General features: G+C 70.9%; 18 protein-coding genes. 10 read left to right on the plus strand and 8 right to left on the minus strand.

Going from position 1 to position 25458, the window contains the following annotated elements; translation table 11 throughout:
- Positions 1-178: 178 nt before the first annotated feature.
- Positions 179-1150, minus strand: coding sequence for a YafY family protein (locus GGR64_RS11630; RefSeq protein WP_010341069.1), 972 nt, complete (start codon positions 1148-1150; stop codon positions 179-181).
- Positions 1151-1331: 181 nt separating this feature from the next.
- On the opposite strand from GGR64_RS11630, the gene GGR64_RS11635 reads away from it, so the two are divergent.
- Entirely contained in the window at positions 1332-2126 is a 795-nt protein-coding gene (locus GGR64_RS11635) for a DUF481 domain-containing protein (RefSeq protein ID WP_184645982.1), read from the plus strand.
- Between the two features lie 357 nt (positions 2127-2483).
- On the opposite strand, the gene hemC is transcribed toward GGR64_RS11635, so the two are convergent.
- From hemC to mdoH, 4 genes are all read right to left on the minus strand, one after another.
- Positions 2484-3407 (minus strand): hydroxymethylbilane synthase, encoded by a 924-nt coding sequence (gene hemC / locus GGR64_RS11640; protein WP_160969731.1) that lies wholly within the window; start codon positions 3405-3407, stop codon positions 2484-2486.
- A gap of 58 nt (positions 3408-3465) precedes the next feature.
- Positions 3466-4197 (minus strand): LytTR family DNA-binding domain-containing protein, encoded by a 732-nt coding sequence (locus GGR64_RS11645; protein ID WP_184447224.1) that lies wholly within the window; start codon positions 4195-4197, stop codon positions 3466-3468.
- Positions 4198-4300: 103 nt separating this feature from the next.
- On the minus strand, positions 4301-4966 hold the full coding sequence (locus tag GGR64_RS11650; protein WP_160969727.1) for an alpha/beta hydrolase: 666 nt from the start codon (positions 4964-4966) through the stop codon (positions 4301-4303).
- A 39-nt stretch (positions 4967-5005) separates the two neighbouring features.
- Positions 5006-6955 carry a glucans biosynthesis glucosyltransferase MdoH gene (mdoH, locus tag GGR64_RS11655; protein ID WP_184447226.1) on the minus strand — a complete coding sequence of 650 codons (1950 nt, stop codon included), beginning with the start codon at positions 6953-6955 and terminating at the stop codon, positions 5006-5008.
- A 417-nt stretch (positions 6956-7372) separates the two neighbouring features.
- Here mdoH and GGR64_RS11660 point away from each other — a divergent pair, with 417 nt between their 5' ends.
- Positions 7373-7891: an isochorismatase family cysteine hydrolase gene (locus GGR64_RS11660; protein WP_237475428.1), complete on the plus strand. Its 519-nt coding sequence runs from the start codon at positions 7373-7375 to the stop codon at positions 7889-7891.
- A gap of 6 nt (positions 7892-7897) precedes the next feature.
- Here GGR64_RS11660 and GGR64_RS11665 read toward each other — a convergent pair whose 3' ends face one another.
- Positions 7898-9199: an ATP-binding protein gene (locus tag GGR64_RS11665; RefSeq protein ID WP_184645984.1), complete on the minus strand. Its 1302-nt coding sequence runs from the start codon at positions 9197-9199 to the stop codon at positions 7898-7900.
- A gap of 115 nt (positions 9200-9314) precedes the next feature.
- Between GGR64_RS11665 and GGR64_RS11670 the strand changes: the two genes are divergently transcribed.
- On the plus strand, positions 9315-9689 hold the full coding sequence (locus GGR64_RS11670; RefSeq protein ID WP_160969721.1) for a response regulator: 375 nt from the start codon (positions 9315-9317) through the stop codon (positions 9687-9689).
- A 64-nt stretch (positions 9690-9753) separates the two neighbouring features.
- On the opposite strand, the gene GGR64_RS11675 is transcribed toward GGR64_RS11670, so the two are convergent.
- Complete coding sequence (locus GGR64_RS11675) at positions 9754-9978, minus strand: hypothetical protein (RefSeq protein WP_184645986.1); 225 nt, start codon at positions 9976-9978, stop codon at positions 9754-9756.
- Positions 9979-10382: 404 nt separating this feature from the next.
- On the opposite strand from GGR64_RS11675, the gene glgA reads away from it, so the two are divergent.
- The 7 genes from glgA (at position 10383) to glgX (ending at position 23171) form a co-directional block, all read left to right on the plus strand.
- On the plus strand, positions 10383-12011 hold the full coding sequence (gene glgA, locus GGR64_RS11680; RefSeq protein WP_184645987.1) for a glycogen synthase GlgA: 1629 nt from the start codon (positions 10383-10385) through the stop codon (positions 12009-12011).
- A complete protein-coding gene (locus tag GGR64_RS11685; RefSeq protein WP_184645989.1) occupies positions 12008-14254 on the plus strand; it encodes a 1,4-alpha-glucan branching enzyme in 2247 nt (748 codons plus the stop codon). Before glgA ends, GGR64_RS11685 begins: the two co-directional genes overlap by 4 nt.
- A 2-nt stretch (positions 14255-14256) precedes the next feature.
- Positions 14257-16044, plus strand: coding sequence for a malto-oligosyltrehalose trehalohydrolase (gene treZ, locus GGR64_RS11690; RefSeq protein ID WP_184645991.1), 1788 nt, complete (start codon positions 14257-14259; stop codon positions 16042-16044).
- A 151-nt stretch (positions 16045-16195) separates the two neighbouring features.
- Positions 16196-18163: a 4-alpha-glucanotransferase gene (gene malQ, locus GGR64_RS11695; RefSeq protein WP_184645993.1), complete on the plus strand. Its 1968-nt coding sequence runs from the start codon at positions 16196-16198 to the stop codon at positions 18161-18163.
- The gene (treY, locus tag GGR64_RS11700; protein WP_184646328.1) at positions 18160-20775 is read left to right on the plus strand and encodes a malto-oligosyltrehalose synthase; all 2616 of its coding nucleotides are present in this window, start codon (positions 18160-18162) and stop codon (positions 20773-20775) included. The genes malQ and treY overlap by 4 nt, the downstream gene beginning before the upstream one ends.
- A gap of 14 nt (positions 20776-20789) precedes the next feature.
- Positions 20790-20996, plus strand: a complete 207-nt coding sequence (locus GGR64_RS11705; protein WP_160969709.1) for a DUF2934 domain-containing protein — start codon at positions 20790-20792, stop codon at positions 20994-20996.
- Positions 20997-21005: 9 nt separating this feature from the next.
- Positions 21006-23171, plus strand: a complete 2166-nt coding sequence (gene glgX / locus GGR64_RS11710; protein ID WP_184645995.1) for a glycogen debranching protein GlgX — start codon at positions 21006-21008, stop codon at positions 23169-23171.
- Between the two features lie 221 nt (positions 23172-23392).
- Here glgX and GGR64_RS11715 read toward each other — a convergent pair whose 3' ends face one another.
- Positions 23393-25375, minus strand: a complete 1983-nt coding sequence (locus tag GGR64_RS11715) for a PEP/pyruvate-binding domain-containing protein (protein WP_221236190.1) — start codon at positions 25373-25375, stop codon at positions 23393-23395.
- Positions 25376-25458: the final 83 nt, after the last annotated feature.

Below are 25458 nucleotides of genomic sequence, written 5' to 3' on the forward strand. Positions count from 1 at the left end.
CTGTGTCATGTGGACCAGGATGCATCCAGCCCACTGCGATGCATACCTCGGCGACGACGCATTCTGGACGCGAGGCGGATCACCCGTAGGAGCGGCTTCAGCCGCGACACGCTGGGCAAGTGACGCCCGTCGCGGCTGAAGCCGCTCCTACAGAAATCGCGTCGCCGGCAACGGCGCCTCAATCGTCGCTGTAGTTGCTCAGCGCCAGCGACAGCAGCGCCTTGGCCTGTTCGCGCAGCGAGCGCGGCTCCACGATCTCCGCATCCGAACCGTAGTGCAGCACGTCCATCAGCAGCTCGCGCGAGACGCTGTAGGGCACCTTCAGTTCGTAGCGGCCATCGGCCAGGAAGCGGCCCTGCTGCTTGGAATGCCAGTGTTCGTCGGCGACCCAGCGCGCCGCCTTGGGGCTGAACACGATGGTGGCCCAGCCCTTGGGCGCGCCGGAGAAGATGCCGTAGCTGGCGGCCAGTTGCGAATCCAGCTCGGCGTCGGCCACGTCCTGCGCCGGCTGGTCGAGCAGGCGCGCATGGTTGATGCGGTCCACCGCGAAGCTGCGCACCGCGTCGCGACCATGGTCCCAGGCGTCCAGGTACCAGTTGTCGCGGTAGTGGGTGATGCGCTGCGGCGACACCGTGCGCTTGGTCGATTCGTCGGTGGAGCGGGCGCGGTAGTCGAAGGACAGGCGCTTGCGCTCCAGCACCGCCGAGGCGACGGTGCGAAAACTGGCTTCGTCGAGCTTGCGGCCGCGGTGCGGGATCACCCGCACCCGCTCCACCGGCCAGTGGGTCGCGCCGGCCTGGGCGGCGAGCAGGCTCTCGATGCGCTGCTGCAGCGGCGCCAGCACCGAGGACAGCACCCCGCCGCCGGTCCGCGCCAACAGTTGCTGCGAGGCCAGCAGCGCGTGCAGTTCCTCCGAACTCAGCCACAGCCCCGGCAACTCGAAGCGGTCGCTCTCGCCGGATTCGTAGCGGAAGCCGGCCTCGCCGTCGCCCTCCACCGGCGCCATCAGCGCGTCGCGCAGGAAGGCCAGATCGCGGTAGACGGTGGCGCGGGAGCAGCCCAGTTCGTCCTGCAGCCGCGCCACCGTGACCGGATAGCGTGCGGACTTGAGCAGGCGGTGCAGTGCGTTGATGCGTTCGTAGCGGTCCATGGCCTCGATTATGTCTGAGTCGCGGGCGGAAAACGCCTGCCCGGCGCGGCTGCCGGCAGGGCGCCCGAACCGGCGATGAAGCCGGGGGCCGGCGCCGGCCAGGGTGTCATGTGGATCCGGTATGATGAAATCGTTTCCATTTCGTTAGCCGAAGGCTGCGTCCCCCACCCCCGGAGAAGCCATGTCCCGCTGTGCCACCCTCGTATCCGCCATCGCTTTGTTGCTGCTGAGCACGTCCCCGGCCTGGGCCGCCGACGTTGCGACCTCACCGACAGCCACAGACCCGGCCAGTTCGCCGTGGAGCGGATCGGGCGAACTGGGCTTCGCCTCCTCGCACGGCAACAGCAGCAACGAAAGCCTCAACGGCCGGCTCAAGGGCCAGTACGTGGACGGCGACTGGATCCACAGCCTGGACCTGCTGGCCCTGCACGCCAGCGCCGAGTACGTCGACACCAATCCCGACGGCACCACCACGCGCAAGCGCCAGACCACCTCCAACCGCTACACCGGCAGCGCCGGCAGCGCGCTGCAGCTCGGCGAGCACCGCCAGCTGACCGCCTCGCTGCGCTACGAGCGCGACGACTTCGCCACCTACGACCGCCTGGCCACGATCGGCATCGGCTACGGCACCCGGATCATGGACGGCGACCGCCGCAGCCTCGACGTGCAGATCGGCCCCGGCGTGCGCCGCGCCCACGATGTGGTCGAGAACCGCAACGAGACCGGCCTGATCGGCCGCGGCCTGGTCGACTTCAAGTACGGCCTGACCAGCAACACCGAACTGGGCAACACCCTGCTGGTCGAATCCGGCGCGTACAACACCTTCGCGCAGAACGACCTGGGCATCTCGGTGAGCATGAACGAGCGCCTGGCGCTGAAGGCCGGCTGGCAGGCGCGCTACAACAGCGACGTCAGCGTCGACAAGAAGAAGACCGACACCCTGGCCACGATGAACCTGGTCTACAAGTTCAAGTGAGCCGGGATTGGGGAGTGGGGCGCAGCGGCGCGACAAGCTGCCACGCTGCAGGGCTGACCCGTTGACCGCTTCTCGTAGGAGCGCTGCAGCCGCGCCCCGCCAGCACAGAATGGCGGTGGCGCGCAGAGACCAAATGTCTCACCTGTAGCAGCGGCTTCAGCCGCGACAGGCCTTCCCGGTAACGCCCGTCGCGGCTGAAGCCGCTCCCGCACTTGCACAACCGGCACTGTCGGGATCTGCACTGTGGGAGGGACTTCAGTCCCGACGACGGAGGGTATCAGTCGGCTTTCGGCTTGGCTTGTTGCGGCTGCATGACAGTTGACTCGTACGGCGGATGGCGCGGGGCGGTGGACACCCTCAGCCCGGCAGGTCCACATCCAGCAATTCGCGCGCGCCGGCGCCGAGCAGGGCCTCGGCCACGGCCTGGCCCAGGGCCTGCGGATCCTGCGCACTGCGCTGCAGGTCGGCGCGCACCAGGCGCCCGTCGGCGACACCGCCGACCAGGCCCTGCAGCAGCAGGTCGTCGCCGCGCCATTGCGCGAAGGCGGCCACCGGCACGTGGCAACTGCCATGCAGGGCACGGTTCATCGCCCGCTCGGCCTCCACGCAGGTACGGGTCGGCGCGTCGTCGAGCGCGGCGAACAGCGCCAGTGCGGCACTGGCGTCCTCGCGGCACTCCACCGCGATCGCGCCCTGCGCCGGCGCCGGCAGCCAGTCCGGCGCCTGCAGGCGCTGGGTGATGCGTCCGTCCAGGCCCAGCCGCTGCAGGCCGGCGCAGGCCAGCACGATGCCGTCGTAGCCGCCGTTGTCGAGCTTGGCCAGGCGCGTGTTGACGTTGCCGCGCAGGTCCAGCAGCTCCAGGTCCGGGCGCCGCGCGCGCAGCTGCGCCTGCCGCCGCAGCGAGGAGGTGCCGACGCGCGCGCCGAGCGGCAGCGCGTCCAGCGAGGCGTAGAGGTTGGAGATCAGCGCATCGGCCGGATCGGCGCGCGGCAGGATCGCCGGCAGCACGAACGGCGGGTCCAGCTCCATCGGCACGTCCTTGAGCGAATGCACCGCGCAATCGGCCTCGCCGCGCAGCATCGCCAGTTCCAGCTCCTTGAGGAACAGGCCCTTGCCGCCGATCGCCGCCAGCGAGCGGTCCAGGACTTCGTCGCCGCGGGTGCTCATCGGCACCAGCACTACGTCCAGATGCGGGTGCGCGCGGCGCAGGCAGGCGGCGACATGCTCGCTCTGCCACAGGGCGAGCGGACTCTTGCGGGTAGCGATGCGCAGGATCTTCATGCGCGCATTATCGCGGAAAGCCACCGCCCGCCGCTGCTGCCGCGCGATCCGGCCGGCCTCAGCGCTGGTGGATCTCCTTGCGCAGCTGCGCCACGCAGCGCCGGCTGACCTCCAGCGGCTGCTTGCCATGGCGCAGCACCGCCTGCACCTGGCCCTCGCCGAGCCGGCGCAGTTCCACCAGCTCGTGGCGCGCGACCAGGCAGTTGCGGTGGATGCGCACGAAGCGCTCGGCGAACTCCTCCTCCAGCGCGCGCAGCGACTCCTCGATCAGGTCCTCTCCGCGGGCGTGGTGCACCACCACGTACTTTTCCTCGGCCTGCAGGTAGTGGATGTCGTCGACCGGGATCAGCCGCAGGCTGCCGCGCAGGCGTGCGCACAGGTGGGTGCGCGCCTGCGGCGCCGGCGTGGCGGCCGCGCCGTTGCCGCGTCCAGCCATGAAGGTGCGGGCGCGCTGCAGGGCCGCGGCCAGGCGCTCGGCGCGCACCGGCTTCATCAGGTAGTCGATCGCCGCCGCTTCGAACGCGGACAGCGCATGCGCATCGTAGGCGGTGCAGAACACCACGGCCGGGCGCGGCTCGAACGTGGCCAGGTGACGGGCGGCCTCCAGGCCGTCGAGGCCGGGCATCGCGATGTCCAGCAGCACCAGGTCCGGCTGGGCGGCAGCGCAGGCGTGCAGCGCATCCATGCCGTTGTCGGCCTCAGCCACCACTTCCACACCGGCATGCGCGGCCAGCAGCGTGCGCAGGCGTTCGCGGGCCAGGGGTTCGTCGTCGGCGATCAATACCTTCACCCAGGTCTCCCCCGATAGGCTGGCGTGCGCTGCGGCCGATACTAGCCCCGGTTCCGGGCGCCCGCCATCGGCAGCGCACCATGCCGCCACGCGGCCGCCGTCCTCAGTTGCCGGTGATGCAGGCATCCATCCAGTCGCCCAGGTCGGCGATTTCCTCGGCGCAGACCTGATGCGCCATCGGATAGCGACGCCACTGCACCGGCATGCCCAGCGCCTGCAGCGTCTGTGCGGTGCGCTCGGCGTAGGTCTGCGGGATCACCGGGTCGCCCTGGCCATGGGCCATGAACAGCGGCTGCTGCAGGGCCGCCGGGGCGTGCCAGCGGGCGACGCTCTCCAGTTCCGGCAGATAGGTGGACAGGCCGATCAGGCCGGCCAGCGGCCGTTCGCGGCGCAGGCCGGCGGCCAGAGTGATCGCGCCGCCCTGGGAAAAGCCGGCCAGCAACAGGCGCTCGGCCGGCACGCCGCGCGCGTCCTCGCGTGCGATCAATTCCTCGACCTGGGCCACCGAGTCGGCGACGCCGGCGCTGTCGGCGCGGTTGGAGAAGTCCATGCTGACGATGTCGTACCAGGCGCGCATGCGCACGCCGTTGTTGATCGTCACCGCCCGCACCGGCGCGTGCGGAAACACGAAGCGCAGCGCCGGCCAGTGCGGCCGCACCAGCTCCGGCACCAGCGGCGCGAAGTCGTTGCCGTCGGCGCCCAGGCCGTGCAGCCACAGGACGGTCCAGCGCGGCGCTGCGCCGGTCTCGTGTTCCACTGTTTCCAGCATGTCGGTTCCCGATGGAGGAGGCCGGATAGTATGCCGGCGTCAGCCCTGGGCCTGCGCCTCGGCCTCGACACGGCGTGCGGCGGCTTCGCGGCGCAGCTCGGCGGCGCGCAGCAGCACTGCCGGCGGTTGCGACTCCTCGGGTATGGCGAGGATGCGCAGCTTGCGCAGCCACAGGCCGGCGGCGCGCGAGGAACTGATCGCCACGACCGGTACCGCCAGCGCCATGCCGATCACCACCGGCGCCATCCATGCCGCCAGCGACGGCGACACGGCATAGGCCATGCCGCCCATCAGCAGACCGAACGCGCTCAGTCCGCCGTAGCTGCGCAACAGCGCCGACCACGAAATGCGGCCGTCGTCGCGCTGCTGCGCGTCCCAGCCCGAGTCCTTGCCGGCCAGCACCTCGGACACGCCGCGCGACTGCACGTACATCACCACCGGCGCCATCAGCGCGGCCAGCAGGGTTTCCAGCAGCATGCTGACGAAGGCGCGCAGTCCGCCGCCGCAGCCGCGACGTTCGCCGGGCTTGAGCAGCATCGCGAAGTAGCCCATCACCTTGGGCGCGAGCAGCACGAACATGGTCACCGCGAACACCCAGAACACCCGCGTGGAGTCCTGCTGGTGCCAGTAGCGCGCCGGCGAGAACGGCGAGATCACCGAGGCGACAAGGTCGAAGCCGCCGTTCTGCAGCGGAATGGCGATGCCGATCAGCATCAACATGCCCCACATCGGCGCAGTGAAGTAATGGCCGATGCCGATCAGCATGTGCATGCGGCTGACCCAGTGCAGGCCGCGCGCGCGCACCACCTTGGAGTGCTGCAGGTTGCCCTGGCACCAGCGGCGGTCGCGCACCAGCAGGTCGGTCAGCGTCGGCGGGCCTTCCTCGTAGCTGCCCTGCAGGTACGGCACCATGTGCATGGCCCAGCCGCCGCGGCGCATCAACGCGGCTTCGACGAAGTCGTGGCTGAGCACGTGGCCGCAGAACGGCTTGCGCCCGGGCAGCGACGGCAGGCCGGCCTGCGCGGCGAAGGCCTCGGTGCGGATCATCGCGTTGTGGCCCCAGTAGTTGCTTTCCGAACCGTGCCACCAGGCCACACCGAACGCGATCACCGGGCCGTAGACGCGGCCGCCGAACTGCTGCATGCGCGCGAACAGGGTATTGCCGTTGACCACTTCCGGCAGGGTCTGGATCAGGCCGACGTCGGGGTTGGCCTCCATGCCGGCGGCCAGGCGCACGATGCTGTCGCCGGTCATCAGGCTGTCGGCGTCGAGGATCAGCATCTGCGGATAGGCGCCACCGAAACGACGCACCCAGTCGGCGATGTTGCCGGCCTTGCGCCCGGCGTTGCTGGCGCGGCGCCGGTAGAACAGCCGGCCTTGCCCGCCGACGCGCTCCACCAGTTCGGCGTACACCTTCTCTTCTTCCGCACCGATCGCCGGACGCGTGGTGTCGCTGAGGATGAAGAAATCGAAGCGCTCGATCTGGCCGGTGGCCTCCACCGACTCGTAGATCGCCTGCAGGCCGGCCATCAGCCGGTGCGGATCCTCGTTGTAGGTGGGCATCAGCAACGCGGTGCGGTTGCGCACCTGCGGCAGCGGCGCGTCCGGATCGATGCCGAGCTTGCGGCCCTTGCCGAACACCAGGGTGAAGAAGCCGGCCAGCGCGCTGACGAAGGACAGCGCGATCCAGGCGAACAGCGGGATGAACAGCACCATCAGGCAGGCTTCGAGCACGCTGACGCCGCCGATCAGCAGCACTTTGCCGATCAGCCAGCTGGCGTAGGCGGTCATCGCCGCAGTGGTGCCGAACACGTAGAACCGCCGCCAGCCGATCCCGACCGGGGTGCTGGGCAGGCGCTTGTTGCGCAGCTTGCCTTCCTGCAGCGACTGCAGCGGCATCGCCAGCGGCGCTTCGGGCGGCAGGACCGCGTGGCCGGCATCCAGCGGAGCGTCGACGTGCATGGCCGATGTGGGGGCGACCGTACTCATGCGACCTGCCGACTGCGTCCGGCGCCGCAGCGCCATCGGGAAGTGCCGCGGGCGGACGGCACGGCGGATGCCGCCGCGGCCACGCGCGCCTCGTTATGTTCGCCAGTTCGTACCACGTGCTCTCCTGTCGACGGGCAAAGACGCCGGTCAATGTAAACCCTAAATAGTAAGCTTTCGCGAAGGCGGCCACCGGCGCGGTGGCGGCGCTGGCCGCCGATCCGTTCAGCCACGTCTTCACTCGCACTCACCTTGGTTTCACCGCGCGCGCCGACGATGAAGCCCTGTCCGGCAATGGAGGATCGGCGCATGCGGCACCCGGCCCGGCGACGTACTGACACCCCTTGCGATCAGCCGCGCCCATCGACGGCCAAGCAGGCACCGACCCAGCCTGGGCAACCGGCGTTGCTGATCGTGGACATGATCAGCCGCTTCGATTTCCCCGGCGGCGCGCATCTGGCCGCCGCCGCGTTGCCGGTGGCCGAGCGCATCGCCCAGGTTCGTGCACGCTTCCATCGCCGCGGCTGGCCGGTGCTGTTCGCCAACGACAACTTCGCCGACTGGCGGACCGACTTCGAAGGCCTGTGGACGCTGTGCGCCGATCCGGCGCAGCGCGGCGCGCAGATCGCCGCGTGCCTGGCGCCGCGCCCGCAGGACTACTACGTGCTCAAGCCCAAGCACTCCGCCTTTCTCGGCTCGGCCCTGGCCCTGCTGCTGGCGCGGCTGCAGACCACCCACCTGCTGGTGACCGGCATCGCCACCGATGCCTGCGTGCTGGCCACTGCGATCGATGCGCGCATGCGCGACTTCCAGGTGCAGGTGCCGCCATCGTGTTGCGCGGCGCTGGATGCCGGGCGCCAGCAACGGGCGCTGCGACTGCTGCGCGAGGCCTTCGCGGTGCGTATCAGCGACCGACTGCCGGCGCGCGCAGGCGGATGACGGCGATTACTCCGCCGCCGGCACCGGGCCTGCGCCCTCGTCGTCGTCGCCGAGCGGCCGGGGCACGAACGGAAACGCCAGGGTGATGGTGGTGCCGCGACTCAGTTCCGATTCGACGTCGACGAAGCCGCCGGCCTGGCGCACCAGACCGTAGACCTGGGCCAACCCCAGCCCGGTGCCCTTGCCCTCGGGCTTGGTGGTGAAATACGCCTCGAACAGGCGCGACTTGACCTCCTCGGACATGCCTTCGCCCTGGTCAGCGACCGCCAGGGTCACGTAGCGGCCGGGCTGGCGCATCGCCGCCGCACGCGAGGGCGGCACCTCCAGCGCGCCGCAGCGGATCGTCACCGTATCGCCAGGGCGACAGGCGTCGCGCGCGTTCAGCGCCAGGTTCATCACCGCCTGCTCGACCGCATTGCGATCGGCGTAGGTCGTCGCCACCTCGTCGCATGCAATCAAGTGCAAGCGCATTTCGCCGCCCAGCGCCTGCGCCAGCAGCGGTTGCATCTGCCTCACCAATGCGTTCAGGTCCAGCCAGACCGGCTTGACCGGGTGCGCGCGGGCGAAACCGAGCAGGCGCCGGGTCATGCCCGCGCCGTGCTGCAGGGCCTCGCCGGCAATGCCGAGCAGGCGGCGCTGGTCCGGCTGCAAGCGCTGCGGATGGTCGGCGACCATGCTTACCGAGGTCATCGCGGTATGCAGCATGTTATTGAAGTCGTGCACCACGCCGGCGAGCATTTGCCCGATCGCCTCACCCTTCTGCGCCTGGGTCATCGCGCGCTCGGCCACGCGCTGCGCGGCCAGGGCGATGTCCAGTTGCCCGCGCAGCTGCGACTGCTCGGTCTGCCAGTGGCGGCCCAGCGCCGCCGCATCGGCCGGCAGCAGCGGCTGCTCTTCCGCATCGATGGGTGCCAGATCGCCCAGCGCGCGCAGCGCCTGCTCGATCTGGTACTGCTGGGTGACGTCGCGGCTGATCACCAGCACGCTCTCGACCCGCGCCGAGGCATTGGCCAGCGGACTGACCATCACGTGCCACCAGCGCCGGCGTCCATCCAGCGACGGGCGCTCGGCCCAGAATTCGCGCTGCTCGTTGCCCAGCGCCGCGGCAAAGGCGCCCTGAGTGAGCGAGCGCATGTCCTCGGGCCACAGCTCGGCCCAAGGGTGGCCGACGATGTCGGCGGGATCGGACACCCCGAGCAGGGCCAACCCGTGGGGATTGATCGAGCGCACGATGCCGTCGCGGCCGACTTCCTTGATGCAGTCGTGTGAAAGTTCGACGATCTGCCGATAGTGGGCGTGAGTGGACAAGCTGCGTCTCGCAGTGAATGTGGACGAGAATATCGGGATTGCCGGGGCGTCACCAGCGCTTCACCGACACATCGTGAAGCTGCAGTGGATTATTTATTAAAGCGATCACTGCATTATGCGCGTCACCTCCGCCTTCACCGCCATTCTTCTGGTGGAGGACGACCAAACGATTCGAGAGCTGGCTGCGGCCATGCTGGCCGCCGACGGGTACCGGGTGCTGTCGGCGGCGACCGCGCAGGAAGCGCTGGAGGTGCTGGAGCGGCACCCGGACGTGGAGTTGATCTTCAGCGACGTGCAGATGCCCCGCTGCGACGGCCTGAGCATGGTGCGCCAGTTGCGCCGCCGTGGCATCGACACCCCGGCCCTGCTGACCTCGGGCATGCATGCGCCGGAGCCGTGGATGCTGCCGGCATACACCGGCTTCCTGCCCAAGCCGTACCGCCGCGCCGACCTGCTGGCGGCATTGGATCGCCTGCAGACCGGAACCTGAGCGAGGCGATTGCCATGGTGCGTCGCCGCAGCGCTCGAACACGACGCGGGAGCGGAGTGCGGCGTCAGGCGAAGACCAGTTTTCCGTACCGTGCCGAACGGATTGCCGCCAGGCGCTCGGCAACGAAATAGGCGCCGGCATGCGCGTCACGGAAATACACCCCGTCGAATGCATGCCGGCCGAGCACCGCGCCATCATTGCCGCTGATGCGGATCTGCGGCTCCAGGACGCCATCGGGGAGTGGGCGCAGCAGCGCGTCGAGGACGAAACCGTCCAGCTCGCGGCGCATCTGCGGTTTCGAGACTGTCATGAGCACACTGCACCATAGACCGCATGAAGCTCGCACAACGGAGGTAGCCGCCACGGTCGCACGGGAAGCGCGACATGCTTGCGGCAACGGAAGCTAAACGATTCATTGGCGCATGCAGGACGGTCCAGGCCTGCGGCGCTTGACGTTCGGCGAATCCACTATGCGCTGTACTCACGATTTCGCCGTAGACAAGCGCGCGCTTCACGCCTCTTTTATCGCGCAATCCGTACTTTGCTCCTGCATTATCGCACTGCAACAATGCCGTCCCCTTTCGGCGCTGCTGTGCCTCTTCTCTGGTTTTACGTCGCGCGTCCGCCAGGACACGTGGCGGCAGTCGCTTTCCGTGTGTTCCCCGTCCTCCCCCCTTTCCAGACGGAACCGCCATGTCGCCCCCCACACCCGCCGACCTGACCGACAGACAACGCGATACCCATCCGGTGCTGCACGCGCCGCGCCGTCGCTACCGCGATGCACGCGGGCGCTTCGTGCGCAACGCCGAGGTGACCGTCAAGCTGCACCCGGCCCCGCGCCGAACCAGCCTGTTCGTCACCTCGGAGATGGCCGACTTCATCAAGGCCGGCGGCCTGGGCGACGTCGCCGCGGCCTTGCCGCGCGCGCTGCGCGGCAGCTGCGACATCCGCGTGCTGATCCCGGGTTACCCGGCGGTGCTGCGCAAGACCGGGCCGCTGGAGATCGTCGGCCGCATCGCCGCCCACGCCGGGCTGCCGGATTGCGCGTTGGGCCGCGCCGAGCGCCCCGACGGCCTGTGCATCTATGTGCTGCTGTGCCCGCAACTGTTCGAGCGGCAGGGTTCGCCCTACGTGTGCAGCGAAGGCCGCGACTGGGAAGACAACGCGCTGCGCTTCGCCACCCTGTCCCACGCCGCGGCGCAGATCGCCGGCGGCCAGGCCGGGCTGGACTGGACCCCGGAGTTGCTGCACCTCAACGACTGGCCGTGCGCCCTGGCCGCCGCCTACGTGCGCTGGTCCGGCGGCCGCACGCCGTGCCTGCTGACCATCCACAACCTCGCCTACCAGGGCCTGTTCCCGTATGCGATGGCCGGTGCCCTGGGCATCCCCGCCGACGGCCTGCAGGACCTGGAGTTCTACGGGCAGATGTCGTTCCTGCGCGCGGGCATCGTCCACGCCGACCACGTCAACACGGTCAGCGTCAGCTACGCCGCGCAGATCACCGGCCCGGCGCAGGGCTGCGGCCTGGACGCGCTGCTGGCGCGGCGCGCCGCCAACGGCCGCCTCAGCGGCATCGTCAACGGCATCGACGCCAGCTGGGATCCGCGCACCGACGCGCATCTGCCGGCCCACTTCGGTGTCGGCCAGATCCAGGGCAAGTACGAGAACGCGGCGCAGGTGCGCCAGGCGTTCGGCTTGCTCGACAGCGACGGCCCGCTGTTCGCGGTGGTCTCGCGGCTGGTGCACCAGAAAGGGCTCGACCTGATCTGCGAGGTGGCGCCGCAGATCGTCGCCGCCGGCGGCCAGATCGTCATCATCGGCGGCGGCGAGCCGCAGATCGAGCAGGCGGTGGCGGCGCTGGCGCGGCGCTATCCCGGCCATGTCGGCGCGCACATCGGCTTCGAAGAGCCGCTGGCGCGGCGCATGTTCGCCGGCTCCGACTTCCTGCTGATGCCCTCGCGCTTCGAACCCTGCGGGCTGAGCCAGATGTACGCGCAGCGCTTCGGCAGCCTGCCGATCGCCCATGCCACCGGCGGCCTGATCGACACGGTGGACGACGGCGTCACCGGCTTCCTGTTCGAGGAAGCCTCGGCCGACGGCCTGCGCCGCTGCCTGCAGCGGGTGTTCCGCACCTTCCGCCTGCCGGGCCTGCTGCAGGCGATGCGCCGCGCGGCGATGCTGCGGCCCAGCGGCTGGGAGCTGGCCGGGCGCAAGTACATGGCGCTGTACGAGCGCGCCACCGCCACGACGGCGGCCGGCAACGTCGCGACTGTGGCCAGCGCCACGGTGCCGACCACTGCGAGTGCCATGGCCGCCGCATGAGCGATCAGGAACACGCCGTGGACCCGGCCGCCGGCCGGGACCCGGCGGCGGACGCGGAGGACGACGGCGACGGCCTTGCGCTGCAGGCGCTGGCGCGTGGCGAGGCGATCGATGCCTTCGCCTGGCTTGGTCCGCATCCACAGGCCGACGGCACGGTCCGGGTACGCGTGCTGGCGCCCGGCGCCGAGGCGCTGGGCCTGCTCGACGCGCAGGGCAAGCTGATCGCGCGGATGCGTGCCCACCCGCAGGCCGACGGCCTGTTCGAGGGCGAGCTGAAGCAGCCCATGCACTACCGCCTGCGCATCGTGTGGCCGGACGCGGTGCAGGAATGCGACGACCCGTATGCCTTCGGGCCGACACTCGATCCGGCCTGGCTGCAGGACCTGGCCGCCGGCGACGGCGCTGCCCTGCGCATTGCGCTGGGCGCGCACCATGCCCGGGTGGGCGAAGTGGAGGGCGTGCGCTTCGCGGTGTGGGCGCCGCAGGCCAGGCGCGTGGCGCTGGTCGGCGACTTCAACAGCTGGGACGCGCGCCGGCATCCGCTGCGCCTGCATGCGGAATCCGGGGTCTGGGAGTTGTTCGTGCCGGGTCTGCATGGCGGCGAGCACTACCAGTACGAACTGCAGGCCGCCGACGGCAGCGTGCTGCCGCGCAAGGCCGATCCGGTGGCGCGCTGCAGCGCCCTGGCGCCGTCCACCGCCTCGGTGGTGCCCTACGCCGACAGCCATGCCTGGGGCGATGCGGCCTGGCTGGCGCAGCGCGAGGTCCAGGCCGGCAGCGCGCAACCGCTGAGCATCTACGAACTGCATGCCGGCTCCTGGCGCCACGACGGCAACGGCCAGCCGCTGCACTGGGATGCGCTGGCCGCCGAGCTGATTCCGTACGTGCGCGGACTCGGCTTCACCCACATCGAGCTGCTGCCGATCGCCGAATATCCCTTCGGCGGCTCCTGGGGCTACCAGCCGCTGGGCCTGTACGCGCCCACTGCGCGCCATGGCGACGCCGACGGCTTCGCGCGCTTCGTCGATGCCTGCCACCAGGCCGGCATCGGCGTGCTGCTGGACTGGGTCGGCGCGCACTTCCCCGACGACCCGCACGGCCTGCAGCGCTTCGACGGCAGCGCCCTGTACGAACACGCCGATCCGCGCGAAGGCGTGCATCGCGAGTGGAATACGCTGGTCTACAACTACGGCCGCCCGGAAGTGGTGGCCTACCTGATCGGCAGCGCGCTGGAGTGGATCGAGCGCTTCCATGTCGATGGCCTGCGCGTGGATGCGGTGGCGGCGATGCTGTACCGCGACTACGGCCGCAACGCCGGCGAGTGGATTCCCAACGCCCACGGCGGCCGCGAGAACCTGGAGGCGATCGCCTTCCTGCGCCGGCTCAACGACGAGATCGCGCAGCGCTTCCCCGGCGTGCGCACCATCGCCGAGGAATCCACCGCGTGGCCGGGCGCCACCGCGCCCACGCAGCAGGGCGGGCTGGGCTTCAGCCACAAATGGAACATGGGCTGGGCGCACGACACCCTGCGCTACCTGCAGCGCGATCCGCTGTACCGGCAGCACCACCACAGCGAGATGACCTTCGGCCTGGTGTACGCGTTCTCCGAGCATTTCGTGCTGCCGCTGTCGCACGACGAGGTGGCGCGCGGCAAGGGCTCGCTGCTGGCGCGCATGCCCGGCGACGCCTGGCAGCGCTTCGCCAACCTGCGCGCCTACCTGGCCTTCATGTGGGCGCATCCCGGGCGCAAGTTGCTGTTCATGGGCTGCGAGTTCGGACAGTGGCAGGACTGGGACCACGACCGGCCGCTGGACTGGGCGCAGGCGCAGCAGCCCGAACACCGCGGCGTTGCCCGGCTCGTCGCCGACCTCAATCGTCAGTTGCGCGCGTTGCCGGCGTTGTACCGCAGCGACCGCAGCAGCGAAGGCTTCGAATGGAGCATCGCCGACGACCACCACAACAGCGTGTTCGCCTTCGTCCGCCACGACCGCGACGGCGGCGCGCCGCCGCTGCTGGCGGTGAGCAATTTCACGCCGACCGTACACCACGACTACCGCGTGGGGGTGCCGCGTAGCGGACGCTGGCGCGAGATTCTCAACAGCGACAGCGGCTATTACGGCGGTTCCAACCAAGGCAACGGCGGCGTGCTGTCGACCCTGCCGCAACCGATGCACGGGCATGCGCAATCGCTGGCGCTGACCCTGCCGCCGCTGTCCACCCTTTGGCTGCAACCGGACTTTTGAACATGGCCACGACCGCTGCATCGATCGACTCCCCTGCCGCACCGCGCGCGGCGCTGCGCCCCGGCGCCTGGCCGAGCGCCAACGGCGAGGTCGCCTTCGCGCTGTGGGCGCCGGATGCCGAGCGCGTGGAGCTAGTGTTCGACGACGATCGGCGGCAGCCGCTGGAGGCGATCGGCGACGGCTACTTCGCCGCCACCCTGGCGTGCGCGCCGGGGACCCGCTACCGCTACGCCATCGACGGCGGCACGCCGGTGCCGGACCCGGCCTCGCGCTGGCAGCCGGACGGCGTGCACGGCGCCAGCGCGGTACTGGCCACCGACGGCTACGCGTGGCGCCACGGCGACTGGCGCGGCCGCCCCTGGGCCGAGACCGTGTTCTACGAACTGCACGTGGGCACCTGCGGCGGCTACGCCGGGTTGCGCGCGCAGTTGCCGACGCTGGCCGCGCTCGGCGTCACCGCGATCGAACTGATGCCGCTGGCCGAATTCCCGGGCCGCCACAACTGGGGCTACGACGGCGTGCTGCCGTACGCGCCGGCCTCGGCCTACGGCCATCCCGACGAGCTCAAGGCGCTGATCGACGAAGCCCACGGTCTGGGCCTGAGCGTGTTCCTGGACGTGGTCTACAACCACTTCGGCCCGGACGGCAACTATCTGGGCCAGTACGCCTCGACCTTCTTCCGCGAGGACGCGCCGACGCCCTGGGGCGCGGCGATCGACTTCCGCCTGGCGCCGGTGCAGCGCTACTTCATCGACAACGCGCTGATGTGGCTGCACGAGTACCGCTTCGACGGCCTGCGCCTGGATGCGGTGCACGCGATCGTGCCCAACGCCTTCCTCGACACCCTGCGCGAGGCGATCATGGCCAGCGTCGCCGACGGTCGCCATGTGCACCTGGTGCTGGAGAACGAGGCCAACCAGGCCGATGTGCTGGAACGCGGCTACAGCGCACAGTGGGACGACGACTTCCACAACAGCCTGCACGTGCTGCTGACCGACGAACACGAGGGCTACTACGCCGGCTTCGCCGATGCGCCGGCGCAGCACCTGGCGCGGGTGCTCGGCGAAGGCTTCGCCTTCCAGGGCCAGGCCGACCACCGCGGGCACGCACGCGGCGAGCCCAGCGGCCACCTGCCGCCGCACAAGTTCGTGATCTTCGCGCAGAACCACGACCAGATCGGCAACCGCGCCCGCGGCGACCGGCTGATCACCCAGGTGAGCGAACCGGCGCTGCGCGCGGCGCTGGCACTGACCGCGCTGACCCCGATGATCCCGCTGTTCTTCATGGGCGAGCCGTGGGGCAGCCGCGCCCCATTCCAGTTCTTCACCGATTTCGCGCCGCCGCTGGACGAGGCGGTGCGCGAGGGCCGACGCCGCGAGTTCGCGCACTTCGCCGCCTTCGCCGATCCGGAGCAGCGCGCCACCATCCCCGATCCCAACGCGCCGAGCACCTTCCAGGCCTCCATCGCCGACATCAGCGACGCCACCCACGGCGACGGCGCGCGCTGGCGCGACTGGTTCGCGGCGCTGCTGGCGCTGCGCCGCCAGCACCTGGTGCCGGCGCTGACCCAGGCCAGTGCGCTGGGTGCGCGGGTCCTCGGTCCGAAGGCGGTGGCCGCGGGCTGGCGCCTGGGCGACGGCGAATGGCACGTGGCCGCCAACTTCGGCGACGCACCGGTGGCGCTGGACCTGCCCGGCACCACCGTGCACGCGGAGAACGCCGGCGACGACGCCACGCAGTTGCCGCCGAACGCCTTCGTCGCGCGCTACCGATCCGGCAGCGCCGCATGAGTCCGCGCTGTCGCGACGCCATCGCGACAGCGCACCCCGCACGCTGGCCGCCTCGTTCGCTGCGCATCGCCGCGTACGCGCCGCCGGCGCGTGCGGGCGGGACCGCGGCGGATCTCCCTTCTTCCGCCCTGCTGCCCGGTTTGCCCTCCCCATGACCGACACTTCCCTGCATACCCTGGCCGACGCCGCCGGCCTGCTGGTCGACTGGATCGATGCCAGCGACACGCCGCGCACGGTCGGCGACGACACCCTGCGCCACGTGCTCGGCGCGCTGGGCCTGGACGCGCACGACGACGCGGCCTGCCGCGACAGCCTGCACCGGCTGCAGGCCGATACCGCGCTGCCCCCCCTGCTGACCGCCGACGCCGGCGCACCGGTCGACGTCGGCGCCGCCCCCGGCGCGGCATACCGACTCGACAATGAAGATGGGCAGGCGCTGCACGGCCACTGCGACGCGCAGGGCCGCCTCGTCGCGCCGGATGCGGCCGGCTACTGGACCCTGCAGCACGGCAACCGCAGCACCACCCTGGCGGTGGCGCCGCCACGCTGCTTCGGCGTCGCCGACGCGGTGGGCGCGGCGCAGCCGCGGCGCTGGGGTCTGTCGCTGCAGGTGTATTCGGCGCCGGGCGCCTACGATGCCGGCATCGGCGACGCCGACGGCACCGCCGCCTGGGCCACGCGCATCGCCGCGGCCGGCGGCGATGCCATCGCCTTGAGCCCGGTGCACGCGGCGCGGCCGATCGGCGCGCACTACAGCCCGTATTCGCCCAGCGACCGGCGCTTCCTGGATCCGCTGCAGGCGGCGCCGGCGCGCGTGCTCGGTGCCGCTGCCGCACAGCGCGCGCTGGATGCGGCCGGGCTGGCGCAGGCGTTCGCCGAGGCGCAGGCCCGCCCGCTGATCGACTGGCCGGCCTCCGCTGCCTTGAAGTGGCAGTGGCTGCGGCAGCTGCACGCCGACTTCGGCCACGCCGATGCCGCGCTGCACGCCGACCTGGCCGCGTTCGAACGCGATGGTGGCAGCGCCCTGCACGCGCACGCCGCGTTTGCCGCGCGCGACTTCGGCGATGCCGATCCGGGCCTGCACCGGTTCGCGCAGTGGCTGGCCGCGCGCAGTTGGGCCGACGTGCAGCGGCAGGCGCGCGCCGACGGCATGGACATCGGGCTGATCGCCGACCTGGCGGTAGGCTTCGACGCGCACGGCGCCGAAGCCGCGGCCTGGCCGCAGGCGGTGCTGCAGGGCCTGGAACTGGGCGCACCGCCGGACGCCTTCAACGGCGACGGCCAGGCCTGGGGCATCTGCGGCTACGCACCGACCGCGCTGCGCGCCAGCGGCTTCGCACCGTTCATCGAGTTGCTGCGCGCGGTGATGCGCGATCGCGGCGGCGTGCGTATCGACCACATCCTCGGCCTGCTGCGGCTGTGGGTGATCCCGCGCGGGGCGTCTTCGTCCACCGGCGTGTACCTGCGTTATCCGCTGCACGACCTGCTGCGCTTGCTGGCGCTGGAATCCTGGCGGCACCGCGCGATCGTGATCGGCGAGGACCTGGGCGTGGTGCCGGACGGCATCCGCGCGGAGCTGTCGCGGCGCGGGGTGATGGGCATCGACGTGCTGCTGTTCACCCGCGACCGCGATGGCGCGTTCCTGCCGCCGGCGCAATGGCGCAGCGACGCCCTCGCCACCACCACCACCCACGACCTGCCGACCCTGCGCGGCTGGCGCCGCGGCGAAGACATCGACTGGCGCCGGCGCCTGCAGCTGAGCGACGCCGCGCAGCAACACGCCGACCACCAGGCGCGCAGCGACGACGTCGCGCACATGGACGACGCGGTCGCCGCGGCGCTGCCGCCGGACCAGGCCGCCGACCCGGAACTGGGCGCGCTGCGCTTCGTCGCCGCCACGCCCTCGCCGCTGGCGCTGCTGCCGGCCGAGGACGCGCTGGGCCTGGACCAGCAACCGAACCTGCCCGGCACCGTCGACGGCCATCCGAACTGGCGCCGGCGCCTGCCGGCACCCGACGCGGCCGCAGCCGCTGCCACCCTCACCATACGCCTGGATGCCTTCGCGCAGACCCGCCAGACCACCGCCACCGCTGCGCAAGGAGCCGACGCATGCGCATGATTCCCCTGCGGGCCACCGCCCGCCTGCAGCTGCATGCCGATTTCACCCTGCTCGATGCTGCCGCGCAGGTGCCGTATTACGCCGGGCTGGGCATCAGCCATCTGTACCTGTCGCCGATCGGCACCGCCGTGCCCGGCTCCACCCACGGCTACGACGTCACCGACCCGCGCCAGGTCAATCCCGAACTCGGCGGCGAGCCGGCGCTGCTGCACCTGTCCGAGCGCGCGCGCAGCCATGGCATGGGCCTGATCCTGGACATCGTGCCCAACCACATGGCCACCCACCCGAGCAATCCGTGGTGGTGGGACGTGCTCACCCATGGCCGGCGCAGCCGCCATGCCGGCTGGTTCGACATCGACTGGCGCGCGCCCGGGCGCGAGGGCAAGCTGTGGCTGCCGGTGCTGGACCGCCCTTATGCGCAGGCGCTGAGCGAAGGCGCGCTGCAATTGCAGGTGGCCGAGGACGGCAGCGTCGTCCTACAGCACCACGACCAGCGTTTCCCGATCCGCCTGGACGGCGCCATCGCCCAGGAACCGGCCAGCGCGCGCCCGGCCTGGGCGGCGCGGCTCAATGACGCCGCGCGGCTGGGCGACGACGCCCTGCACCGGTTGATCGAACGCCAGTGCTATCGCTTGGCCTGGTGGCGGGTCGGCAACGACATGCTCAACTACCGCCGCTTCTTCGACATCACCTCGCTGGCGGCGCTACGCGTGGAGCAGAACGACGTGTTCGCAGCGGTCCACGAGCTGCCGCTGCGGCTGGTCGCCGAGGGCCATCTCGATGGCGTGCGGGTCGACCACGTCGATGGCCTGGCCGACCCCACCGGCTACGTGCAGCGGCTGCGCACGCAACTGGATCGCGCCGGCCGCCGTCGCGGCATCGCCCCGGGCGGCATCGCCCTGTACCTGGAAAAGATCCTGGCGCCGCACGAGCAACTGCGCACCGACTGGCCCTGCGACGGCACCACCGGCTACGACTTCATGGACCAGGTCGCCGCGGTGCTGCACGACCCGGCCGGCGCCGAACCGCTGACCGCGCTGTGGCGACGCTGGAGCGGACGCAGCGGCGACTTCGGCCAGGAACAGCGCGCCGCGCGCGACGAAATCCTGCAGGGTTCGCTGCAGACCGAGTTCGTGCGCACCGTGCAGGCGCTCGGCGCCGCCGCACACCTGGATCCGCTGACCCGCGAGTTCAGCCCGCAGATGCTGGCGCGCGGGCTGATGGCCTTGCTGCGGCACTTCGAGGTGTATCGCACCTACGCCGGGCCCGACGGCCTGGACGACGACGATGCGGCGCGCCTGGCCCAGGCCGCGCAGCGCGCGCGTGCCGGCGCCGAACCGCGAGTGTGCGCGGCGATCGACGCGATCGAACGCTGGAGCCGCGACGGCCGCGGCACGGGCAAGGCACAGGTGGCGCTGCGGCGGATCGTGCGCCGGCGCCTGGAACAGCTGTCGGCGCCGCTCAACGCCAAGTCGGTGGAGGACACCTCCTTCTACCGCCACGGCGTGCTGCTCTCGCGCAACGAGGTGGGCAGCGAGCCGGACGTGTTCGCGCTGACGCCGGCCGAATTCCACGCGGCCAACGCGATGCGCGCGGAGCGCTATCCGCGCGCGCTGCTGGCCACCGCCACCCATGACCACAAGCGCGGCGAAGACGTGCGCATGCGCCTGGCCGCACTGAGCACGCAGGCGCCGTGGTGGGACGCGCAGGTGGCGCGGTTCCAGGCGCTGTCGGCCGACCTGCTGCCGGCCGGCAGCGCCGCGCCGCTGCCTGGCGACCTGCTGATGCTGTGGCAGATGCTGGTGGCGGCGTGGCCGCTGGAACTGGCGGTGGACGACGCCGACGGCCTGCGCGACTACGCCGAGCGCATCGGCGCCTGGCAGCTCAAGGCCGCCCGCGAAGCCAAGCTGCGTACCCACTGGACCTGGCCGGACGAGGACTACGAGCGCAGTGCGCGCGCCCTGCTCGATGCCGCACTGCTGCAGCCGGCCGGCGCCGCGCTGCGCGAGGCGCTGGCGCAGGCCGCCGCGGCGCTGGCCCCGGCCGGCGCGCTCAACAGCCTGGTGCAGACCACCCTGCGCCTGACCCTGCCCGGCGTGCCCGACCTGTATCAGGGCAGCGAAGGCTGGGACCTGTCGCTGGTGGATCCGGACAACCGCCGCCCGGTGGACTACGCGCTGCGCCAGGCCTGGCTGGGCGACGCCACCGCCCCAGGCGCGCTGCTGCAGGACTGGCACAGCGGCCACGTCAAGGCCTGGCTGACCGCACAGCTGCTGCAACTGCGGCGCGCGCATCCGGCCCTGTTCGCGCACGGCAGCTACACGCCGCTGCAGGCGCAGGGCCCGCAGGCGCAGCACGTGCTCGGCTTCGTGCGCGAACACGAGGGCGCCTCGCTGGTGGTGGCGGTACCGCGGCTGAGCGCCGCCGCGCGGGCGTTGCGGCCGGACGCGCCGCTGCGGGCGCAGCTGGACTGGCGTAACACGGTTCTGACACTGCCCCAGGCAGAGTATCGTCCGGTGCTGGCCGACGCTGCCGTCGCGACAACCTCGGCCATTCCGGTATCGGCGCTGTTCGCCGAGTTCCCGGTGGCCGTACTGGTCGCCTCCCCCTGATTCCGCAAGAAGCCATGGACGCAGAAACACGCCAACGCCGCATCCGCCAACTCGCACACGAAATCTGGGAAGCCGAAGGGCGACCCGACGGCCGCGCCGCCCGCCACTGGGCCATGGCCGAACGCCTGGTGGACGCGGAGGCGGCCGCCGAAGCCGAGGCCGAGGCGCTGCCGCCGCAGCAACCGCGACGCAGCGCCGGCAACGGCAGCACCTCTTCGTAAGGATCCTTCATGCCCGTGCGCAAGCTCACCCGCCGTTCGCGTATCCGCGAGGGCCTGCCGTACCCCCTGGGCGCCACCTGGGATGGCCTGGGGGTGAACTTCGCCCTGTACTCGGCGCACGCCACCAAGGTGGAGCTGTGCCTGTTCGATGACCGCGGCCGCGAGATCGAACGCATCGCCCTGCCCGAGTACACCGACGAGATCTGGCACGGCTACCTGCCCGACGCGCGCCCGGGCCAGCTCTACGGCTACCGCGTGTACGGCCCGTACGCGCCCGACGCCGGCCACCGCTTCAATCCCAACAAGCTGCTGCTCGATCCCTACGCCAAGCAACTGGTCGGCGAACTGAAATGGGCGCCGGCGCTGTTCGGCTACACCATCGGCCACAGGGATGCCGACCTCAGCTTCGATCGCCGCGACAGCGCCGCCTACATGCCCAAGTGCGCGGTGATCGATCCGGCCTTCACCTGGGGCAAGGACCAGCGCCCGCAGACGCCGTGGGACAGCACGGTGATCTACGAGACCCACCTGCGCGGCACCACCATGCGCCACCCCTCGGTGCCCGAAGCCTGGCGCGGCACCTTCTCCGGGCTGAAGGTCGACGAGGTGGTCGAGCACATCAAGCGCCTGGGCATGACCGCGGTGGAGCTGCTGCCGGTGCACGCCTTCGTCGACGACGAATACCTGCTCAAGCAGGGCCTGCGCAACTACTGGGGCTACAACACCATCGGCTTCTTCGCCCCACACCCGCGCTACATGGCCACGCGCACCGTGTCCGAGTTCAAGCAGATGGTGGCGCGCCTGCACAGTGCCGGGCTGGAAGTGATCCTGGACGTGGTCTACAACCACACCGCCGAAGGCAACGAGCTGGGGCCGACGCTGTCGTTCAAGGGCATCGACAACGCCAGCTACTACCGCCTGGCCGAGGACCGCCGCTTCTACATCAACGACACCGGCACCGGTAATACCTTCGACCTGACCAATGCCGGCGCGCTGCGCATGGTCAACGACTCGCTGCGCTACTGGGTGGCGGAGATGCACGTGGACGGGTTCCGCTTCGACCTGGCCACCATCCTCGGCCGCGAACACCACGGGTTCGATCCCAAGGGCGGTTTCCTCGACGCCTGCCGCCAGGACCCGCTGCTGAGCCAGGTCAAGCTGATCGCCGAGCCGTGGGACGTCGGTCCGGGCGGCTACCAGGTCGGCGCGTTCCCGCCGGGCTGGTCGGAGTGGAACGACAAGTTCCGCGACAACGTGCGCGCGTTCTGGCGTGGCGACGAAGGCCAGCTGGCCGAACTGGCCACGCGCCTGACCGGCTCGGCCGACCTGTTCCACCACCGCGGCCGCCGCCCCACCGCCTCGGTCAACTTCGTCACCGCCCACGACGGCTTCACCCTGCACGACCTGGTCAGCTACGCGCACAAGCACAACGAGGCCAACGGCGAGCACAACCGCGACGGCTCGGACAACAACATCTCCGCCAACTACGGCGTGGAAGGCGAGACCGACGACGAAGACATCAATGCCCTGCGCCTGCGGCAGATGCGCAACATGCTGGCCACCCTGCTGCTGTCGCAGGGCACGCCGATGCTGCTGGCCGGCGACGAGTTCGGCCGCAGCAAGGGCGGCAACAACAACACCTACTGCCAGGACAACGAACTGACCTGGCTGAACTGGGAAGCCGGCCCGCGCGCGCACCAGCTCAGCGCCTTCGTCTCGCGCCTGACCCACCTGCGCGCGCACTACCCGCTGCTGCACCGCGCGCGTTTCTTCGACGGCGTCTACGACGAGGAACTGGGCATCAAGGACGTGACCTGGCTGGCCCCGGACGGCGAGGAAATGACCGAAGCCTCCTGGCACGACCCGCACGCCCGCGCGCTGATGATGCGCCTGGATGGCCGTGCCCCGTCCAGCGGCCTGCGCCAGGCCGCGTCCAACGTGACCCTGCTGATGATCGTCAACGGCGCGGTCGAGGACGTGCAATTCACCCTGCCGCTGGTGGAAGGCGAACACTGGCGCGTGCTGGTCGACACGGCCGAGCGCGACCACGAGCATGGCCTGCCCGGCGGCGCGCAGTGGCACGGCCTCGGCCGCTCGCTGACCCTGCTGGCGGCCGAGCGCGACGGCAAATCCACGGCCGCGCATCACCGCAATGCGGATGCGCCGGCGGCGTGATCTGATGGCAGCGCCCGGCGATCTGCCGGGCGCTGCGCGTCGCGGCTGAAGCCGCTTTTACAGAAGCTCGGCAAACGGCGAACGTCGCGAGCTGTCGTCCGCAGGAGCAGCTTCAGCGCCGCGACCCGACATCGATGGAACCCCGGCACCGCTTCGTCGCCCCTGCGGCCCACCGCAATCGCCCGCGCGGATAGCATCGCCGACAACAGCTTGACGGCGGCTCATTGGTGCCCGCCCCGCTCCACATACGGCCGCGCCTGCAGGATCACCACCTCGTCGCCGACCACGGCCCACTCGATGTCCTGGTCGGCGCCGCCCAGGGCCTGCTTGGTCATCGCGCCAACCTTCGCCAGCCGCGCGATGAGGGCGTCGGTCAGCACCTGGCGGGTACCGACGATCGGCACCTCGCGGACGCCGCCGGCGGCGTCGGCCACGAGTTGGGTGTCCTCGGCCGAGCGGCTCAGCACCTGCACCGCTTTGGACCAGCTCGAATACATCACCTGTTCGGCCTGGCGCTTGCCCTCGACCACACGGATGCCCAGACCGCGCTTGGCCGAAATGTAGGTGACGTGGCGGCGCGCGGCATCGAACGGGTCGCGGGTGATCATCACGCCGGAGCTGTCCGAGGGCGCGGCCAACTGCACCAGCACCGCCATGGCCACCGCGTCCTGCGGCAGGCCGGCGGCGGCGCGTGCTTCGTAGGCCTCGAAGTTGTACACCGACGCCCACACCGTCTGCACGGCCCTGGCCAAGGCGTCGGCGCGGGTGACGTTGGGCACGGTGGTGTACAGGCCGGCGCCGCTGAAGCCGGGTAGATCCTCGGAGTTGGACGAACTGCGCACGAATACGCCGGCGCCATGCAGTTGTTCGCGCCACTGCGCCTCCAGCGCGCGCACGAAGGCGGGATCGGGCACGGCGTCGGCGATCTCGCCGCGCAGCGTCGCCAGCGCGGCGCGGCGCACCTCCGCGTCGGTGGCGAAGCCGGGGCGACGCTGCAGGTCGTGCAGGCGCTGGTCGACCTGCAGGCGCTGCAGCGTCGCCTGGTAGAACGCGAACGGAATGCAGAAGCCGTCCGGCACGCGCGCGGCCGGCGGCAGTACCGCCTTCAGCGTGCCGAGATTGGCCGCCTTCGTCCCGCATGCCCGGCTGTCGCTGGCGCGCAGCGCCGCCAGCGGCTTGAGCGCGGCCACGCGCAGGTTCGGACGCGGCAGCGTGCGTGCCGCGCTGCGTGGGGCGGCAGCGGGTGCGGCCGCCGGCGGACCGGCCAGCGGTGTCACCCGGTAATCGTTGTGGGTGACATCCAGTTGCACCCAGCGGCCGTCGTACTGGCGCAACGCCGCCTGTGCATCGCGCACGTACACATTGGGAATGCCCCAGCCCTTGGCCAGCAGGTTGACGTGCGACAACAGCGTGGACGGGCGCTGCGTGACCAGGCCGGCGACCGGCGCCAACGCGATCGGCACCTCGTCCAGCACCGGGATGTCACGCGGCGACAGCGTGCGGAACTGCGCCTCCGAGCGCACGATGCGCAGCCGCCCCTCGGCGTGGCCGGTATTCAACGGCAGGAAGCGCTGCTCGCGCAGCAGCGCCTCCTGGGTGACGAACGCCAGCCCGGCGCTGCGGGCCAGTTGCTCGTGCAGCGTGGAGTTGGTCTTGAACCGCAGCGTGTCGAAGAACGACGCGCGCAAGGCGGCATCGGTCTGCTGCAGCAGCGGTGCAGTGAGCAGGTCGCCCTCCCAGAACTCGTAGGTGTAGCCCGGCAGGTCCTGCTGCCAGCTCAGGGTGCCGAACAGGAAGCGCCGCTGCGGATCGCGGTATTGCGCCTTCAGCGCCGCCTTGCCCATGCGCGGCGCCAGGCGCTGGCGCACGAACGGTTCGTGCAGCGCGAACCGCGGCGTGTTGAGGTAGTAGACGCGACCGCCCTGCTGCCGGTCGATCACGAACAGCAGATGCGGCAGCTCCAGCGCGGTGCCGGCGTTGTAGACCCGCGCCAGTTGCATGAACTGCGCGCGGCTGTCGAGGCGCGGCAGGAAATCGGGTCCGGTCGCCGGCTGCGCGGCGGCGGCGTGGCCTGGGCGTTGCTCGTAGGCAGATGGCTTGCGCGCGGTCTGCGCCAGCGTGGGTTCCGCGTGCCACAGCAGCGCAAAAAGAAAGCACCACGCCGACACGCGTGGCCAGGCAAGCGGCGGACGGGCTCGATCCATGATGCCGGTTCGGGAGGACGAAGAGCGCGGATCATACGCCAGCGCCTGCGCGTTGGCTGCGCGGCGAGGCGCTGCCGGCGGGG

This window comes from Xanthomonas sp. 3307, assembly GCF_014199735.1.
Classification (GTDB): domain Bacteria; phylum Pseudomonadota; class Gammaproteobacteria; order Xanthomonadales; family Xanthomonadaceae; genus Xanthomonas_A; species Xanthomonas_A rydalmerensis.